Source organism: Streptomyces sp. NPDC004542 (assembly GCF_040610035.1).
Classification (GTDB): domain Bacteria; phylum Actinomycetota; class Actinomycetes; order Streptomycetales; family Streptomycetaceae; genus Streptomyces.
The window spans coordinates 175,423-191,906 of the sequence record NZ_JBEXLP010000006.1; the positions used below are offsets into that span (position 1 = coordinate 175,423).

Consider the following 16,484-nt stretch of genomic DNA (forward strand, 5'->3'; position numbering starts at 1 on the left):
CAAGCTCTACTCCTCGGAGACTACGCCTCACTTGTTTAAGATTCAAGGAGAAGCCCCGTACAGTGGTTCACATGACTACGGCACGCGATTCCGCCGCACAGGACCGCTGGCTCAGCGCCGAGGAGCAGCGCGTCTGGCGCTCCTACCTGCACGCCACCACGCTGCTCGAGGATCACCTCGACCGCCAGCTGCAGCGTGACGCCGGGATGCCGCACGTCTACTACGGCCTGCTGGTCTGGCTCGCCGAGGCCCCGCAAGGCCGGCTGCGGATGACCGAGCTGGCCAGGAGAGCCAAGATCACCCGCTCCCGCCTCTCGCACGCCGTCGCACGCCTGGAGAAGAGCGGCTGGGTACGCCGCGAGGACTGCCCTTCCGACAAGCGCGGCCAGTTCGCGGTGCTGACCGACGAGGGCCACGAGGTGCTGCGGCGCACCGCGCCGGGCCATGTGAGCGCCGTACGCCAAGCGCTGTTCGAGCGGCTGACCCCCGAACAGCAGAAGGCCCTCGGCGAGATCATGGAGATAGTCGCCGAGGGCCTCCAGCCCAACGAAGCGGGTGCCGACCTGCCGTGGCTCCGCTGAGGCGGCCACGGCCCTTTCAGCGGGCGGTCAGTGGGCGACCACCGGGACGGGAACCTCGTCCTCTGCGCCCGCACCGGAGACGACCTGGCCGGAGCCCGGGCGGCCGGCGTTGACGAAGGTCACCACGATCGCGGCGGAGAGCACCAGGATGCCGACCGCGAACCAGATGGCGTTGGTGTACCCGTGCACCATGCCCTGGAGCTGCACCAGCTGCTGCTGCGGCTTGGTGGCCGCGGTCCCGATGTGGTCCCTGATGTACGAGGTGGTCGCGGAGGACGCGATCGTGTTCAGCAGGGCCGTACCGATCGCGCCGCCCACCTGCTGCGAGGTGTTGACCATCGCCGAGGCCACACCCGCGTCCCGGGGCTCGACACCCGTGGTCGCCAGGGACATGGCCGGCATGAACGCCGTACCCATGCCGAGGCCCAGGAGCAGCATCGCGGGCAGCAGCAGGGTCGCGTACGACGAGCCGATCTCCAGCCGGGTCAGCAGCAGCATGCCGAGCGAGGCGACCAGGAAGCCGGGGCCCATCAGCAGCCGGGCCGGGACCCGGGTCATCAGACGGGCGCCGATCTGGGTGGAGCCGGTGATCATGCCCGCGATCATCGGCAGGAACGCGAAGCCGGTCTTCACCGGCGAGTAGCCCTTCACGACCTGGAGGTAGTAGGTCAGGAAGAGGAACAGGCCGAACATCGCGATGATCGCGAGGCCGAGCGAGAGGTAGATGCCGCCGCGGTTGCGGTCGGTGACCACCCGCAGCGGCAGCAGCGGGGCCTTGACCTTGTTCTCCACGACCACGAAGGCGAGCAGCAGCACGGCGGAGGCGACGAACATGCCGACCGTCACGGAGTCGCCCCAGCCGTCGGACTCGGCGCGGGTGAAGCCGTAGACCAGGGACACCAGACCGAGCGTGGACAGGATCACGCCCGGGACGTCGAGCGCGGAGCGGTTGCGGCCGCCCTCCGGCTCACGGATGACGAAGTAGGCACCGGCCGCGGCGATCACGGCGAACGGGATGTTCACGAAGAACGTCCAGCGCCAGTCCAGGTACTCGGTGAGGAAACCGCCGAGGATCAGGCCCACGGCGCCGCCGCCACCGGCGATCGCGCCGTAGATGCCGAACGCCTTGGCGCGCTCCTTGGCGTCCGTGAACATCACGGCGAGCAGCGAGAGCGCGGCCGGAGCGAGCAGCGCGCCGAACACGCCCTGGAGGGCGCGGGCGCCGAACATCATCGCGCCGGTGGTCGCCGCGCCGCCGAGCGCGGAGGCGGCCGCGAAGCCGGTCAGACCTATGACGAAGGCCCGCTTGCGGCCCCACAGATCGGCGATCCGGCCGCCGAAGAGCAGCAGACCGCCGAACGCGAGGGCGTACGCCGTCACGACCCACTGGCGGTTGCCGTCGGAGATGCCCAGGTCCTGCTGGGCGGAGGGCAGTGCGATGTTCACGATGGTCGCGTCGAGGACGACCATCAGCTGGGCGAGCGCGATGAAGACCAGCGCTTTCCAGCGGTTGGCGTCGGCGGTGCCGACGGCGGCCGGTGCTGTTTCGGACATGGAGGTACCCACTTCGGGACTTCGGGACTTCGTGACGGAGAAATCGGTGAGAAGGCGTGGGGGAATGACGGCCCGCCCAGGTGCGCGGCGGCCGGACGTTCAGGTGACGTGCAGGTCGTGGAAAATCGTGGAAAAGGACCGGTGTGGGGCCCGGAACTGATCGGTCAGGTCAGGTTCAGGTCAGCTCGGTCAGTTCTGCCGGAAGTCCTCCATGGTCGCGGCCGTGCCCGGGAGTTCGGAGCGGGCCGGGGCCCGCAGTCCGTCCAGGAACAGCTGCAGGTGGCGGTGGACGAAGCGGTCGATGCTGAGGCAGCCCGTGCCGGCCGGCGGCCGGCTGAGCTGGGCCACGGCGACGAACAGGTCACCGACGCCGACGTCGGGGCGGAGCCGGCCGGCCGTCTTGGCCCGGTCCATGAGCTCCCCGGCGATCTGCACGAGCCTCTCGCGGGCCGCTTCCAGGTCGGGGTGGTTCTGGTCGAACGTACTGGAGACCATCGGGCACAGCGCGCTGATCCGCTCGTCCGCGGAGGTGTGCACGAAGCGCTCCAGGGCCTCGAAGGCGTCCCCGGTCTCCGTGAGCGCCTCCTCGCCCGCCCGCGCCAGACGGTCCATGACGGAGCAGACGACCTCACGGACGAGGGCGTCGCGGTCCGGGAAGTTGCGGTACACCGTGGCGTTGCCGACACCGGCCCGGCGGGCGATGTCGTCGAGCGGCACGTCGGGGCCGTGCTCGACGAACATCTCCCGGGCGGCGGCGACGATCCGCTCCCGGTTGCGCAGGGCGTCGGCGCGGGGCCGGGGCGTCCTGCGCCGCACGGGGGTCGCGGTGATCACGGTGCACTCCTTGACGTTGCTGAGGCCTGTGAGGCCACTGAGGTCATTCGGACGGAGGATCCGGGGAACGAGTCCCCGTTTCGCTCGGACACCTGGCTAAACGGGGAAACGGTCCCCGGATATTTCGCGACCACGGAAAAACTTCATGTGACCCGAGTCACACCTCTACGCCTGCGGCGTCCATGCTCCCTACCCGCCGGAAACCCACGATCGGACTCCTCCAGCGCGCGCCCCCCGCACCGCCGACACAGGGTGATCGCAAGGGTGCAGTCGGCGACCGGCGGCTGCCGTGGAGCGGAAGGTCCCCTGCATGCAGCCGCAGTCGTCCCGCGGCCGGCGTGCGCCGGGCGCACACCGGATACGCCCGCGCCGTGTGGCCGCCCTCGCATCCGTGACCGCCCTGACCCTCGCGGTCAGCACCACGGCCGGTCCGGGCCGCCTCACGGCGGGTTCCTCCACCGCCGGCGCGGGCCCGTTCGCCCTGGCCCGCTCGCCCGCCCTCGCCCCCTGCATGATCAGCGGCGGCCTCGAGATCCAGATGACCGAGGGCATACCCACCGCCGCCGGCTACTCCCACTCCAGCGGTACCGTCCACGCCCTGACCCTGATGATCGACTTCTCCGACGCGCCCGGCCAGGGCAGCGCACTCGACCGCTACCACGAGTTCTTCCCCAGAACCCAGGACTGGTTCCGCACCGCCTCCTACGGCCGTCTCGACTACCGCCCCGAGACGCCGATCACCGACTGGCTGCGCATGCCGAAGCCGTTCAAGGACTACGGCATAGAGCGCGGCGCTCCCTTCGACCCCGGCTACCGCCGGCTGGTCCAGGACATAGTGGCCGCCGCCGACCCCACCGTGGACTTCCGCTCCTACGACCTGCTCAACGTGCTGGTCACCCCGAACGCGGGCCCCTCCGCCCTCGACACCGTGCTGTCGGTGACGTTCGCCGGCAACGCGGACGCGCCGGTCGCCGACGGCGTACCGGTCGCCAACGCCTCCTTCGTCTACTCCCGCCAGGACGACGGCTCCGGCTCCTACCCCCACACCGGCTACCGCGTGCTCCCCCACGAGAACGGCCACGTCTTCGGCCTCCCCGACCTCTACACCCAGGACGGCGCCGGCACGGTCGGCCACTGGGACATCATGAGCGAGGACTGGGGCGCCGGAAACGACCTGCTCGGCTGGCACAAGTGGAAACTGGGCTGGCTGGACGCCACCCAGATCAGCTGCGCGGCCGGCCGCGGCACCGCCGAGTACGACCTGACCCCGCTGTACCGGGCCGGCGGCCGCAAACTCGTCGTCGTGGCGGTCGACGGCCACAGCGGCTACGCCCTGGAACTGCGCACCCAGGGCGGCGGCGACGAGACCGTGTGCCACCCCGGCATCCTCATCTACCGGATCGACGCGAACACCGACACCGGCCAGGGCCCCATCAAGGTCTACGACGCCCACCCCCACTCCGGCGGCTGCACCAGCAGCCCCAACGTCCACACCGAACTCTCGGACGCGCCGTTCGGCCCCGGCCAGACCTTCAAGGATCCGCTGCGGGGCATCACCGTGGCGGTGACCGGCAAGGACGCGTCGGGGAACTACCGGGTACGGGTGACGCGGAGCTAGCCGGTGCCCCGGCGCCGGTCCCCCTCCTCCCCGCCCCGGCCCACCACCGCCACCCGCGTCGAGTCCGGCCTCCACACCCCATCCCGCTTCACCCACGTCCCGCTGAGCTGACCGTCAAGCCGCCGAGCCGATCTTCAGGAACCGCCGGCTCCCTCCGTCGGCGGCAGCCCGTCGCCGACGTCGGTGAGCCGCGGGAGGAGGACCCGGAAGGTGGCACCCCGGCCGGGAGCGGAGTCGACCTCGACATGCCCCGCGTGGGCCGTGACGAGGGAATGGACGATGGCGAGGCCGAGGCCGGCACCGCCGGTGGCACGGTTGCGGGAGGTGTCGGCACGGTAGAAGCGTTCGAAGAGGCGACCGCTCTGTTCCACCGCGAGTCCCGGGCCCTGGTCGGCGACTTCCAGAACGGCGTGGTCGCCGACCGTGCCGACGCCGATGCGGACCGGTGTGCCGGAGGACGTGTGGGTGACGGCGTTGCCGACGAGGTTGGTGACGACCTGGCGCAGCCGGGCCTCGTCGGCGAGGGTCGGCGCGGAGGCGGGCGGACCGTCGCCGGCCGGGCCGGTGAGGGTGACGTCGCGGGTCGGGTCCAGGGCCCGTACGTCGTGGAGGGCGTCGGCGGCGAGGGTACGGAGGTCGGTGGGGGCCAGGTCGAGGCCGGACGGCGCATACGGCGCGCGGCGGCCGTCGACCTTTCCTGCGGCCTTGAGCGAGTGCTCGTCGAAGCGGGCCAGCGTCAGCATGTCCTCGACCAGCCGGGTGAGGCGTTCGGACTCGTCGGCGATACGGGACATCGTGCGGTCGACGTCCGCACGGCCGGCGAGAGCGCCCAGCCGGTAGAGGTCGGTCAGGCCCTTGATCCCGGCCAGCGGAGTGCGCAGTTCGTGGCTGGCGTCGGCGACGAACCGGCTCATCCGCGCCTCGGACTCGGCACGGGCCGCGAAGGCGGTCTCCAACTGGCCGAGCATGCCGTTCAGCGCCGCGGCCAGCCGGCCCAGCTCCGTGTTCGGGCCGGCCAGCCCGGGGATCCGACGGGAGAGGTCACCGCCCGCGATCTCGGCGGCGGTCTCCTCGACACGGGACAGGGGGCGCAGTCCGGAGCGGACCGCGAACCAGCCGAACACGGCCAGCACCGCGAGCAGACCGAGGCCGGTCCTCTCGAAGGTCCGCCACATCCGGCCCACTGTGCCGTCCACCTGGGTCAACGGTGTCGACACGATCACACTGCCGGGGGACGCCGACGTCACCGTGATCCCCGGCATACGAGCGCGGGTGGTCCTGGGCACCGCGATCACCCGCCAGCGCCCATCGCCTTGTGCACTGCCGACGGTGAAGGTGCGGCGGCCCCGCGCGGCGACCGCGGCCGCGTCCAGCCGGGGCAGGTCCGGCCCGGACGCGGTGTTCGTCCGGTTGGTTCCGGCCAGGGAGTCGATACTGCCCTCGACGGTGCCGTCCGCGGCGACGTAGGTGATGACGGGGTTGCCGAGGACGTCCGTGCTGAAGTCGCCGAGCCCGGCCGGCGGCCGCTGCGCGGCTCCTGTCCCGGCCACCAGGGGCGGCAGCAGGGAGAACACCTGCGCGGTGGCGCGCAGCTGGGCATCGACACGGTCTTCCAGGTAGCCGCGCAGCGCGTTCCCGGTGACCAGGCTGAACGCGGTGAACCCGGCCGCCAGCAGGGCGACCGCCAGTAGCAGCACCCGGCTGCGCAGCGACGCCCGCGCCCACACGGAGCGGACCCGGCCGAACCCGGTCACGGCCTCGGTCCGCGCAGGACGTAACCGACCCCGTGCACCGTGTGGATGAGCTTCGGGCCGCCGTTGTCGATCTTGCGCCGCAGGTAGCTGATGTAGGTGTCGACGATGCCGGTGTCCCCGTTGAAGTCGTAGTCCCACACGCGCTGGAGGATCTGTGCCTTGGAGACGGTGCGACCGGCGTTGGTCATCAGGTAGTGCAACAGCCGGAACTCCGTGGGTGACAGGCGTATCGGTTCGCCCGCGCGGGCCGTCTGGACGCCGTCGGGGTCGAGTTCCAGGTCGGCCACGCGCAGCAGTGCGGTGGGGTCACCGCCGGTGCGGCGCAGCACGGCACGGATGCGGGCGATCAGCTCCTGGAGGTCGAACGGCTTGGTCACGTAGTCGTCACCGCCCAGGACGAGGCCCTCGATCTTGTCCTGGGTGGCGTCGCGGGCCGTGAGGAACACGACGGGAATGTGTCCGGCACGGGACCTCGCGGCGGGGCGGTGCTGTTCGCGCAGCCGACGGATCACCTCGAAGCCGTCCAGGTCGGGCAGCATCACGTCCAGCAGGACCAGGTCGGGCGAGACCTCCCGGGCCTGCTCCAGCGCCTCCTGGCCGGTGCCGGCCGCGGCGACGGTGAAACCGGCGTGCCTGAGCGCCGCGCACAGCAGTTCCCGTAGCGTGGGCTCGTCGTCCACGACGAGCAGGTTCACGTCCGCGGTGGCCACGTCGGCATTGTTTCCCGCCCCGGCGGCACGCGGGGCAGGGCGCTCAACGGCTGTCAAAGGAAGCCTCCAGGCGACCGGGAACCCGCTCCCGGCCCCGCCGGACACGGGGAACGGCCTGAAGACACGCCGCCCACGGCCGCCGGGATCCTGTGGGAAAGCATACGAAGCGGGCCTGTCCCGGCTGTCCTCGCTGCTCTCGCTGTCCTGGCTGCTCTCGCTGTCCTGGCTGCCCTGGCTGTCCTGGCTGCCCTCGCTGTGTGAAGCACTCGGTCACCGTGCCACACGCTCACCGCGCACCGTGGACAGCAGGCTTCCGGCGAACCCGGCCAGGGAGCCGACGAGCAGCCCATACACCACCGCGTGCGGCACACTGCCGCTGAGCTCGCCCCGCATTCCGCCCGTCTCGCTGCCGAACATGCTGACGCCGAAGCTCCCGGAAGCCCTGGCCAGCCAGGCCGCCCCGCCCAGGAGGACCGCCGTGACGACGCCGAACCGCTCGGCCATGCCGAGGTGCCGGGCGAGCGGGCCCCGGTACGGATGCAGGGGCAGCGTCCGGGCCGGATGCGTGGTGCGCGACGCCCGACAGGCGCAGCCGACCAGCAGGATGCCGGTCACCACGAGGGCGCAGAGCCACAGCGGCCATCCGCCCGCCGACAGGGAGCCGAGGTGTTCGGTGCGGTCGGTCTGCCGGCCGCTCCCCAGGCCGGGCGTGCCACCCGTCCCGCCCGCGCCTCCCATCAGCCCGGCAAGCGGGTTGCTGCCGCTGTCGCTCTGCACCGGATGCATGCCGGCCGTCCACGGGGAGCCGACACCCAGGGTGAGGAAGACGACTACGGCGTTCGGGGCGAACAGCAGGGCGCCGCCCGCCACCGTCCCGGCCCGCCCGCCGACCGCCGCTCCGATGGCGGCCAGGGCCACCAGCGGTACGGCCGCCAGGACGAGCACCGTGCGGACGACGGCCGAGAGGCTCGGCGCCCAGGTGGCCCGCATACGGTCCAGCGCCCCGCCCAAGGGCAGTCGCACCCGACGGCTGATCAGGCACCCCGCACCGACGACGACCACCACCCACACCACCGCGCCGAGGCCGGCCGACCCCGCGCCCACTCGGTACGTGAGCGCGGGCATCGCGCCACTCCCGCCGCCCATGAGGCCGCCCAGGCCTCCACCGCTGCCGCTGCCACTGCCACTGCCACTGCCACCGAGGAGTTCGGCCAGGCCCCCGGTTCCCGCCGTTGCCGCCGTCGCGGACGCCGACGCGGGCAGCTTGGCCGATCCGTGCGCCGTAGCGGCCACGATCATGAGGACGAACAAGGCCGTACCCGCCGCTCCGGCCGCTCGCACGGCGAGTTCACCACCGGTGAACCGCCGCTGCCGCTGCCCCGCTCGCAGCCGCCAGGAAAAGGTGACCCACAGAACGACAGAGCCGGCCAGCGTCACTCCGAGCGGCACGGCGTCGGCCGTACCGCTCACCGACGGGCCCGTGCCGACTCCGCCGAGCAGACCGGCCAGCCCGCCCATCCCCCCCGAGTCGCCCGAGACGTCCGAACCCGGGCTCACCGAGCCACCGACGGCCATGGCCGTCAGGCCCGTCGTCAGCGACCCCAGCGACCCGTACCTGCCCGCGTCGAGCAGGACCAGCGCCAGCACGGAGACGACGGCCATGGCGGCCACCGCGCACAGCGTGGCCACCGCTCCTTCCAGGGCGTTCTGCCACGGACCGATGAATTTCAGGGGTGCGGTGGGCCTTGGGGAACCGCGCCGGGAACCGGAGCCGGGCCGAGCACCGGAACCAGCACTCGTACGGACATGAGACGTAGTGGCAGACATGTCGAGAATGCTCCGCTTCGCTCGCGGTGAGGCATGCCGCGCCGTGCGCGGGATCCACGACGCCGCATGCTGGGACCCGCACACACTGGCGGTCCCGGGTACCGCATTCCGGAGAAGTCCTGGGAGGTTTCTGAGAGCCGGTGGGGGGCGACGCAGGTCAGGGGACGCGCGCGACCGCGGAGCCGACCGCTTTCCCAGAAAGTTCCCAGAACCTGCCCGATGGCCGGGGACAGACGTGCCTCCTGATGCCGCCTCCTGCGCCAACACGGCAGCGAGCGGCGCAGCCCCGCGCCGGCCCGCGGAGGCCGGGCGGGCGGCGGGGCGACCGCGGCAGCCCCGGCGCATACCGCGTTCGCGGTACGGGGCGGCTGACGCAGCTGGACGACGTGCCCGGCCGGGGTCGTCCGTAGCCTTTCGGTATGACAACGATCGGCGGACACGGTGGGGTACGGCAGCGGCCCTGGTGGCTGGAGCTCGCCCTGGCAGGCCTGGTGTGCGGCGCTGCGGCGTTGTTCATGAGCACTCCGGTCTCCGACCTGCCCGAGACCCGGTTCACCGTGGAGGCCTTCCTCCTGCCCGCTGCCGCGAGCATGCTCCTGCTGTTCCGCAAGCGGGCGCCGTTGTGGACCGTCGGGGCCATCACGGTGTCGTACGTGGTCTCCCAGGCGACCGGCGGCCCCGGACTGCCGTTCATTCCCGTGTTCGGCGTGGCCATGCACGGCGTCGCGCGGCGCTTCGACCGCAAGGTCGCGTGGGCCGCCGCGCTGCTCGCCATGGTGTGCGTACTGACCGCGGGCCTGGTCTGGGGCCACGGGCCGCTCCTCGGGCCCCAGCGGACGGCTCCGCTCGCCTGGATAGGGCTGGCCACGGCGATCGGAGACGCCTCGCGCACCCGGCAGGCCTACGTGGCCGCGCTGGAAGAGCGCGCGGTGCGGGCCGAGCGCACCCGCGAGGAGGAGGCCGAGAGACGAGTCGCCGAGGAACGCATGCGCATCGCCCGGGAGTTGCACGACGTGGTCGCGCACGAGCTGACCCTGATCAACGCCCAGGCGGGCATCGCCGCCCATCTCGGCACGCACAGCCCCGCCCTTCGGACCGAGGTACTGACCAGCATCCGGGAAAGTTCCAAACAGGCCCTGGAGGAGCTGCGGGCCATGGTCGGCCTGCTCGGCCGGCCCGGGGACGACACCGATCCGCCGAGAGAGCCCGTGCCCGGGCTGCACCGGCTGGACGGGCTGGTCGAGTCGTTCGCCCGCGCGGGGCTGCGGGTCGAGGTCGTGCGGGAAGGAGCGAAGCGGCCGCTGCCCCCGGCGGTGGACGTGGCGGGCTACCGCATCGTCCAGGAGGCACTGACCAATGTCCGCAAACACGCCGGGGTCGAACACGCCCGGGTGCGGCTGGCCTTCGGCCACGACACCCTGCGCATCACCGTGGAGAACGGTCCGGCCGCGGCCGTCCGGCCGGTGGCCGACTGCCTGGACGGCGGCGGCACCGGCCGCGGACTGATCAGCATCCGGGAGCGCAGCGCAGCCGTCGGCGGCCGGGTCGTGATCGGCCCGGGCCCGTCCGGTGGGTTCACCGTGGAGGCCGTGCTGCCACTGGGCCGCACCCGCGGCACCGTTCGGGAGGCGGAATGACGATCCGCGTCGTCCTCGCGGACGACCAGGCCCTGCTGCGCGGCATGCTGCGCCTCCTGGTGGACAACACCCCCGGCATGGAGGTGGTCGGTGAGGCGACAAACGGCGCCGAGGCCGTCGAACTGGCCCGCGAGCAGCGGGCCGACGTGGTGCTGATGGACATCCGGATGCCCGAGGTCGACGGCTTGCAGGCGACCCGGATGCTCACGTCGGACGAGCGGACCGCCGACGTGAAGGTACTCATCCTGACCACCTTCGAGGTGGACGAGTACGTCGCGGAGGCGATCCGGGCCGGCGCGGGCGGCTTCATCGGCAAGGGCACCGACCCGGAGGACCTGGTGCGCGCCATCGAGACGGTCGCGGCCGGGGAGGCCCTGCTGTCCGCCGCGGCGACGAAGGCGCTCATGGCCCGTTTCCAGCGTCAGGCCGAACATCCCTGGCAGCGGCAGACCGAGCGGCTCGACGTCCTCACACCCCGTGAGCGGGAGATCCTCACGCTCGTCGGGCGCGGCCTGACCAACGAGGACATCTCCCGGCACCTGAGCCTGAGCCCGCACACGGTCAAGACGCACATCAACCGGGCCATGGGCAAACTCGGCGTCAGCGAGCGGGCGCAGCTGGTGGTCATCGCGTACGAGAGCGGGCTGGTCCGTCCCGGCGATGGGCCCTGAGGCGTACGGACTACCGCGAACGCGGTAGCGGCGATACACCGCCGTGCTCCGACGACAGACGGCACGCGGGGCCGAAAGGCTGGGGCCGACGTGGCACGACGGGCAACGCCCGCGTCCCAGCAGCTCACCCCGCGGAAGAAGGACCCTCCCATGTCTTGGCTGGCCAAGATCAGCATCGCCAACAGGAAACTGGCGGCGATGCTGACCATCCTCGTCATCTGCATAGGCGCGTACGCCGCCACGGCCCTCAAACAGTCACTGCTGCCTGACCTGTCACTGCCCACCATCGCCGTGAGCGCCGCCTACCCGGGCGCCTCACCCGAAGTGGTGGAGGAGCAGGTGGTGAAGCCGATCGAGGGCGCCGTGCAGGGTGTCTCCTCCGTCGAGTCCGTGACCTCCACCTCGCGGCAGGGCTCGGGCCTGGTGTCGGTCGCGTTCGACTACGGCGTCGAGGTCGGCACCAAGGCGAGCGAGGTGCAGCAGGCCCTGTCCAAGATCCAGGCCCAGCTGCCCAGCGGAGTCTCGCCCCAGGTGCAGACGGGCAGCACCAACACCATTCCGACGATGACGCTGTCCGCGAGTTCGGCGCAGAGTTCGGAGCAGCTGGCCAAGGAGCTCCGCGACACGGTCGTGCCGAAGCTGAAGCAGGTCTCCGGGGTCAACCAGGTCACCGTCTCGGGCCAGAGCGACCGGCAGGTCGTCATCACCCCTGACACGGCCGAGCTCGCGCGACACGGCCTGACCACGCAGTCGATCACCGCCGCGCTGACCTCCAACAACTCCACGTCGGCCGCCGGATCGGTGACCTCGGGCGGCAAGAGCGTCAGTGTTCAGGTCGGCGAGTCGATGTCGTCCGTGCAGCAGATCGAGGACCTGTGGCTCAGCCCGTCCACGGGGACGTCGCAGGCCGGCCTCTCGGGTGCGCCGAGCTCCGGCGGGGCCCCCGGCACGTCCGGCTCGGCCTCGGCTGCCCCCGTGCAGCTGAAGGATGTGGCGTCGGTGTCCCTGACGCACACCACCGTCACCTCCGTCACCCGCACCGACGGCCGGGCCAGCCTGGGCCTGTCCGTCACCCTGGGTCAGAACGGCAGCGCGACGTCGGTGTCCGACGGCGTCCGCGGCGAGCTTTCCGGCCTGGAGAAGACCATCGGCCACGACGCGAAGCTGACCGTCATCTCGGACAGCGGACCGCAGGTGTCGAAGTCGGTGCGGGGCCTGCTCGAGGAGGGCGCGCTCGGCCTGATCATGGCCATGATCGTGATCCTGATCTTCCTCCGCTCGGCCCGCTCCACGATCGTCACGTCCGTCTCCATCCCGCTGTCCCTGCTGATCGCCCTGATCGGCGTCTGGACGAAGGACTACTCGCTCAACATCCTCACCCTCGGAGCGCTCACCATGGCCGTCGGCCGTGTCGTGGACGACTCGATCGTGGTGCTGGAGAACATCAAGCGTCACCTCGGCTACGGCGAGGACAAGAAGCAGGCCGTGCTCACCGGCGTGCGGGAGGTCGCCACCGCCATCACCGCCTCGACGGTCACCACCGTCTCCGTCTTCATTCCCATCGCCATGGTCAGCGGCATCGTGGGGCAGTTCTTCACCCCGTTCTCGTTCACCGTGGTCGTCGCGATGCTGGCCTCGCTGCTGGTCGCGCTGACCATCGTGCCGGTACTGGCCTACTGGTTCCTCAAGACCCCGAAGGAGGCCGCGGACACCGACCCGGAGGAGCTCCGCCGCCAGGCCGAGGAGAAGGAGCGCAACGGCCTGCTGTCGCGCGCCTACGTACCGGTCATCCACTGGGCCGTCCGGCACCGCAAGACCGTGCTCGCCGTCTCCCTCGCCGTACTCGTCGCCACCTTCAGCCTGGTCACCACCCTGAAGACCAGCTTCCTCGGAAACTCCGGCGAGAGCACGCTGAGCATCACCCAGACCATGCCGGGAGGCACCGACCTCCAGACCACCGACGCGGCGGCCAAGAAGGTCGAGGCCGTGATCGCGGACACGAAGGACGTGGACGCGTACCAGGTCACCGTCGGGTCGCAGAGCGACTCCGTGGCCGCCCTCTTCGGCGGCACGGGCGGCAGCGACAGCGCCTCCTACACCCTCGCCCTCGCCGACGGCGCCGATTCCGAAGCCGTCAAGGCGGACCTGAAGAAGAAGTTCGAGCCCCTCCACGGCGTCGGCGAGCTGACGTTCGCCTCGAACGGCCCCGGCGGCTCCAGCAGCGACATCGAGGTCACCCTCAAGTCCCAGGACGACGAGGCCCTGCGCACCGCCACCGAGCGTGTGGTGAACTCGCTCAAGAAGGTCAGCGAGGTCAACGAGGTCAACAGCGACCTCGGCACGGAGTCCCCCCAGATCACCGTGCAGGCCAAGGGACAGGCAGCCGCCAAGTACGGGCTCACCGACTCCTCGCTCGCCGCGACGGTCGGTCAGGCCCTCCAGGGCTCCACCGTCACCCAGGTGACCGCTGACGGCACCCAGCACAACGTCGTCCTCAAGTCCACCACCACCACTCCCGACACCGTCAGCGACCTGAACGCGCTCCCGGTCCCCACCGCGAAGGGCACGGTCCCCCTCGGCAAGGTCGCCACCGTCACCCGGGCCGACGCTCCGGTCAAGCGCACCCGCGTCGGCGGCAGCCCGGCCGTCACGGTCTCGGCCACGCCCGTCGGCGACAACACGGGTGCGGCCGGCACGGCGGTCGAGGACGCCGTCGAGAAGGTCCACCTGCCCTCGGGCGTCACGTACTCCATGGGCGGCGTCACCTCCGACCAGAGCGGCGCCTTCTCCCAGCTCATCCTGGCGATGGTGGCGGCGATCGCGATCATCCTCATGGTGCTCGTGGCGGTCTTCCGCAGCATCCGGCAGACGCTGGTGCTGCTGATGTCCGTACCGTTCTCCTTCACCGGCGCCTTCCTGCTGCTCGCCGTGACCGGCATGCCGCTGGGTGTCGCCGCACTGATCGGCCTGCTGATGCTCATCGGCATCGTGGTCACCAACGCGGTGGTGCTCGTGGACCTCGTCAACCAGTACCGCGAGCAGGGGATGTCCGTGCAGGAGGCCGTCCAGGAAGGCGGCCGGCGCAGGCTGCGCCCCATCCTCATGACCGCCCTCGCGACCATCTTCGCCCTCGTCCCGATGTCCCTCGGCATCACCGACTCCGGCTCGTTCATCTCCCAGCCGCTCGCCGTGGTCGTCATCGGCGGCCTGGTCAGTTCCACCGCACTGACCCTCGTCCTGATCCCGACCCTCTACACCATGATCGAGACCCGCCGCGAACACCGCCGTGCCCGCCGTACGGCGGCGCCCGAACCGGTCCCGGCCCCGGCACCCGTGCCCTGACACGCGCCGGCCGTCTTCGCTCCGCCGACGCGGAGCGAAGACGCCACCACAGAGTCACCGTGCTGAGCCACCCGGCCTGCCCGCCTCAACACCCAGCTCCCCGACACCAGCGCCCGCCCGAGCCCTGATCCGGTACCCTGTGGATCGAGCGCCCTGACGGGCGCTGTGGCATCCGTCGTGGGCTGAGCCCGCCTCCTCACCACAGCGACCTCCTCAGGCCGTTCGGCGCACGCCTTCGTAGCTCAGGGGATAGAGCACCGCTCTCCTAAAGCGGGTGTCGCAGGTTCGAATCCTGCCGGGGGCACAGCCAGAAGGGCCAGCTCAGGAGGGGTTTCCTCCCAGGCTGGCCCTTCGTCGTTTCAGGCGCCGTGCCACACGCGTGCCACTACGTCCCCTCGGCGTCCTCTCCCGGGAAGCCTGAGGCCACTCCCCCACCGCCCCGGATCATGGCCCCGAGCCGATCGGCGATGGCCCGGTCCCGGTCGCTGGTCATGTGCTGGTAGATCAGCGCTGCCCGGGAGCTGCTGTGCCCCATCCGCGTCATCAGCTCCCGGGTGCTGGCCCCGGCCGTCGAGGCCAGTGTGTTGCCCGTGTGCCGCAGGTCGTGAAAGTGAAGCTCGGCCGTGACGCCAGCTGCCTTCCGGCCCTTGACCCAGTCGTCGCGGAAGTTGCTGCGCCGCAACTGCCCGCCCTGGGGTCCGACGAAGACGTGCCCGTCACGGCCGGGAGCGGCGAAGTGCTCCAGGTGCTGCGTGAGGGCGTCGAGGAGTTCGGCCGGGAAGGAGACGGAGCGCACCCCGGCCGCGGACTTCGGCGCCTTGTCGAAGAGCCGGCCGTCCTGCAACTCGGCCTGAGCACGGCGTACGGTGACGGTCAACCCCTCCAGGTCGACGTCCCGGCGCCGCAGGGCCGCCAGCTCCCCGAACCGCAGAGTGGTGAAGGCCGCCAGGAGCACGAGCAGCCGATAGCGCGGCGCCATCGAGTCAGCCACGGCGAAGACCTCGGCCACCGTGAGGACAGGCCGTTCGGGCACGTCGTAGCGGTCCGCGCCTTTGATGCGGCACGGGTTGCGCCGGATCAGCTCGTCATCCACGGCGGTGTTCATCAGGGCGCGCAGCAGTTGGTACGCCTTGACCACCGTCGGCTCACCGAGGCCGGCCGCGAGGAGCTTGCCGCGCCAGCCTCGCACCCGGGCCGTTGTCACGTCGGCCACGCTCCCGGCACCGAAGGTGGGCAGGATGTGCAGCCGCATCACCGACTCGTTCCGCTCGCGGGTGCGGTCGGCAAGCTTTCGGTCCCGCAGCCACGCGGTGGCGTACTCCTCGAAGTTCACCGTTCCGGCGTCCGGGTCCGACCACTGCCCGCGCGTGATGTCCGACTCGATGTGTGTCAGCGCGACTTGGGCGTCTGTTTTGGTCCGGTAGGTCTTCTCCGCCGGGCGCAGTTGCCCCGTCTCCGGGTCCCGGTAGCGGACCTGCCAACGGCCGGACGGTAGCTGCCGGACCGAGCCGAAGTCCCGTCGCCTACCCTTCGTGTTCGCCATCAGGCAGCCCTCCCCAGGGAGCTACGCCCATGGCCGATCGGCTGCACTGTATGGGCGTCGATGAAGGCGTTCAGTGCGCTCTCCGGGATACGGACGTGTCGGCCGACCTTGACGAACACGATGCGCCGCTCGGCGATCAGGCGGCGCGGAAAGCGTTCCGTGGTACGGGTGTGTCAATTTAACGGCTGATCTTGGTTGTTGAGGTTCAGTTGTTGGCCGGGGTGAGCCGGCCCTCGAAGGCGATCTGGAACGCGTTGAGGGGGGCCTTCCAGCGCATGGTCCACCTCTTGCGGCCCTTGCCGGTCGGGTCGAGGCTCATCAGTGCCATGTAGACGCACTTGAGGGCGGCGGCTTCGTTGGGGAAGTGTCCGCGGGCCCTCACGGCCTTGCGTATGCGAGCGTTGACGCTCTCA

General features: G+C 71.1%; 12 protein-coding genes, 1 tRNA gene and 1 pseudogene. 6 read left to right on the forward strand and 8 right to left on the reverse strand.

The annotated features are described in order from the left end of the window. Window positions 1–71: 71 nt before the first annotated feature. The gene (locus tag ABZX30_RS06235; RefSeq protein WP_355929478.1) at window positions 72–581 is read left to right on the forward strand and encodes a MarR family transcriptional regulator; all 510 of its coding nucleotides are present in this window, start codon (window positions 72–74) and stop codon (window positions 579–581) included. 27 nt (window positions 582–608) lie between these two features. On the opposite strand, the gene ABZX30_RS06240 is transcribed toward ABZX30_RS06235, so the two are convergent. Then, a complete protein-coding gene (locus tag ABZX30_RS06240) occupies window positions 609–2,135 on the reverse strand; it encodes an MFS transporter (RefSeq protein WP_355929481.1) in 1,527 nt (508 codons plus the stop codon). 189 nt (window positions 2,136–2,324) lie between these two features. Further along, window positions 2,325–2,969, reverse strand: coding sequence for a helix-turn-helix domain-containing protein (locus ABZX30_RS06245; protein WP_355929483.1), 645 nt, complete (start codon window positions 2,967–2,969; stop codon window positions 2,325–2,327). A 310-nt stretch (window positions 2,970–3,279) separates the two neighbouring features. On the opposite strand from ABZX30_RS06245, the gene ABZX30_RS06250 reads away from it, so the two are divergent. Beyond that, on the forward strand, window positions 3,280–4,587 hold the full coding sequence (locus tag ABZX30_RS06250) for a M6 family metalloprotease domain-containing protein (protein WP_355929485.1): 1,308 nt from the start codon (window positions 3,280–3,282) through the stop codon (window positions 4,585–4,587). Window positions 4,588–4,721: 134 nt separating this feature from the next. On the opposite strand, the gene ABZX30_RS06255 is transcribed toward ABZX30_RS06250, so the two are convergent. The 3 genes from ABZX30_RS06255 to ABZX30_RS06265 form a co-directional block, all read right to left on the reverse strand. Continuing rightward, window positions 4,722–6,341, reverse strand: coding sequence for a HAMP domain-containing sensor histidine kinase (locus ABZX30_RS06255; RefSeq protein WP_355929488.1), 1,620 nt, complete (start codon window positions 6,339–6,341; stop codon window positions 4,722–4,724). Then, entirely contained in the window at window positions 6,338–7,051 is a 714-nt protein-coding gene (locus ABZX30_RS06260) for a response regulator transcription factor (protein ID WP_355929489.1), read from the reverse strand. The genes ABZX30_RS06255 and ABZX30_RS06260 overlap by 4 nt, the downstream gene beginning before the upstream one ends. Window positions 7,052–7,321: 270 nt before the next feature. Next, window positions 7,322–8,878 carry a streptophobe family protein gene (locus ABZX30_RS06265; protein WP_355929491.1) on the reverse strand — a complete coding sequence of 519 codons (1,557 nt, stop codon included), beginning with the start codon at window positions 8,876–8,878 and terminating at the stop codon, window positions 7,322–7,324. A 419-nt stretch (window positions 8,879–9,297) separates the two neighbouring features. On the opposite strand from ABZX30_RS06265, the gene ABZX30_RS06270 reads away from it, so the two are divergent. From ABZX30_RS06270 to ABZX30_RS06285, 4 genes are all read left to right on the forward strand, one after another. Then, complete coding sequence (locus ABZX30_RS06270) at window positions 9,298–10,515, forward strand: histidine kinase (RefSeq protein ID WP_355929493.1); 1,218 nt, start codon at window positions 9,298–9,300, stop codon at window positions 10,513–10,515. Then, window positions 10,512–11,186, forward strand: coding sequence for a response regulator transcription factor (locus ABZX30_RS06275; RefSeq protein WP_355929495.1), 675 nt, complete (start codon window positions 10,512–10,514; stop codon window positions 11,184–11,186). The genes ABZX30_RS06270 and ABZX30_RS06275 overlap by 4 nt, the downstream gene beginning before the upstream one ends. 150 nt (window positions 11,187–11,336) lie before the next feature. Next, window positions 11,337–14,528, forward strand: coding sequence for an efflux RND transporter permease subunit (locus ABZX30_RS06280; RefSeq protein ID WP_355929497.1), 3,192 nt, complete (start codon window positions 11,337–11,339; stop codon window positions 14,526–14,528). Window positions 14,529–14,759: 231 nt separating this feature from the next. Beyond that, a tRNA-Arg gene (locus ABZX30_RS06285) sits at window positions 14,760–14,832 on the forward strand. An 81-nt stretch (window positions 14,833–14,913) separates the two neighbouring features. Here ABZX30_RS06285 and ABZX30_RS06290 read toward each other — a convergent pair. From ABZX30_RS06290 to ABZX30_RS06300, 3 genes and pseudogenes are all read right to left on the reverse strand, one after another. Further along, window positions 14,914–16,071, reverse strand: coding sequence for a tyrosine-type recombinase/integrase (locus tag ABZX30_RS06290; protein ID WP_355929500.1), 1,158 nt, complete (start codon window positions 16,069–16,071; stop codon window positions 14,914–14,916). Then, a pseudogene (locus tag ABZX30_RS06295) lies at window positions 16,071–16,235 on the reverse strand (excisionase family DNA-binding protein); the annotation flags it as partial. The gene ABZX30_RS06290 and the pseudogene ABZX30_RS06295, both read right to left, overlap by 1 nt. A 41-nt stretch (window positions 16,236–16,276) precedes the next feature. Beyond that, window positions 16,277–16,484 (reverse strand): transposase (locus tag ABZX30_RS06300; RefSeq protein WP_355929502.1); only part of this gene is annotated, 208 nt, incomplete at its 5' end.

Coding starts and splice junctions, on each gene's coding strand:
- ABZX30_RS06290 (WP_355929500.1), bottom strand. CDS start 16,071: ATGGCGAACACGAAGGGTAGGCGACGGGACTTCGGCTCGGTCCGGCAG.
- ABZX30_RS06240 (WP_355929481.1), bottom strand. CDS start 2,135: ATGTCCGAAACAGCACCGGCCGCCGTCGGCACCGCCGACGCCAACCGC.
- ABZX30_RS06280 (WP_355929497.1), top strand. CDS start 11,337: ATGTCTTGGCTGGCCAAGATCAGCATCGCCAACAGGAAACTGGCGGCG.
- ABZX30_RS06235 (WP_355929478.1), top strand. CDS start 72: ATGACTACGGCACGCGATTCCGCCGCACAGGACCGCTGGCTCAGCGCC.
- ABZX30_RS06250 (WP_355929485.1), top strand. CDS start 3,280: ATGCAGCCGCAGTCGTCCCGCGGCCGGCGTGCGCCGGGCGCACACCGG.
- ABZX30_RS06265 (WP_355929491.1), bottom strand. CDS start 8,878: ATGTCTGCCACTACGTCTCATGTCCGTACGAGTGCTGGTTCCGGTGCT.
- ABZX30_RS06270 (WP_355929493.1), top strand. CDS start 9,298: ATGACAACGATCGGCGGACACGGTGGGGTACGGCAGCGGCCCTGGTGG.
- ABZX30_RS06275 (WP_355929495.1), top strand. CDS start 10,512: ATGACGATCCGCGTCGTCCTCGCGGACGACCAGGCCCTGCTGCGCGGC.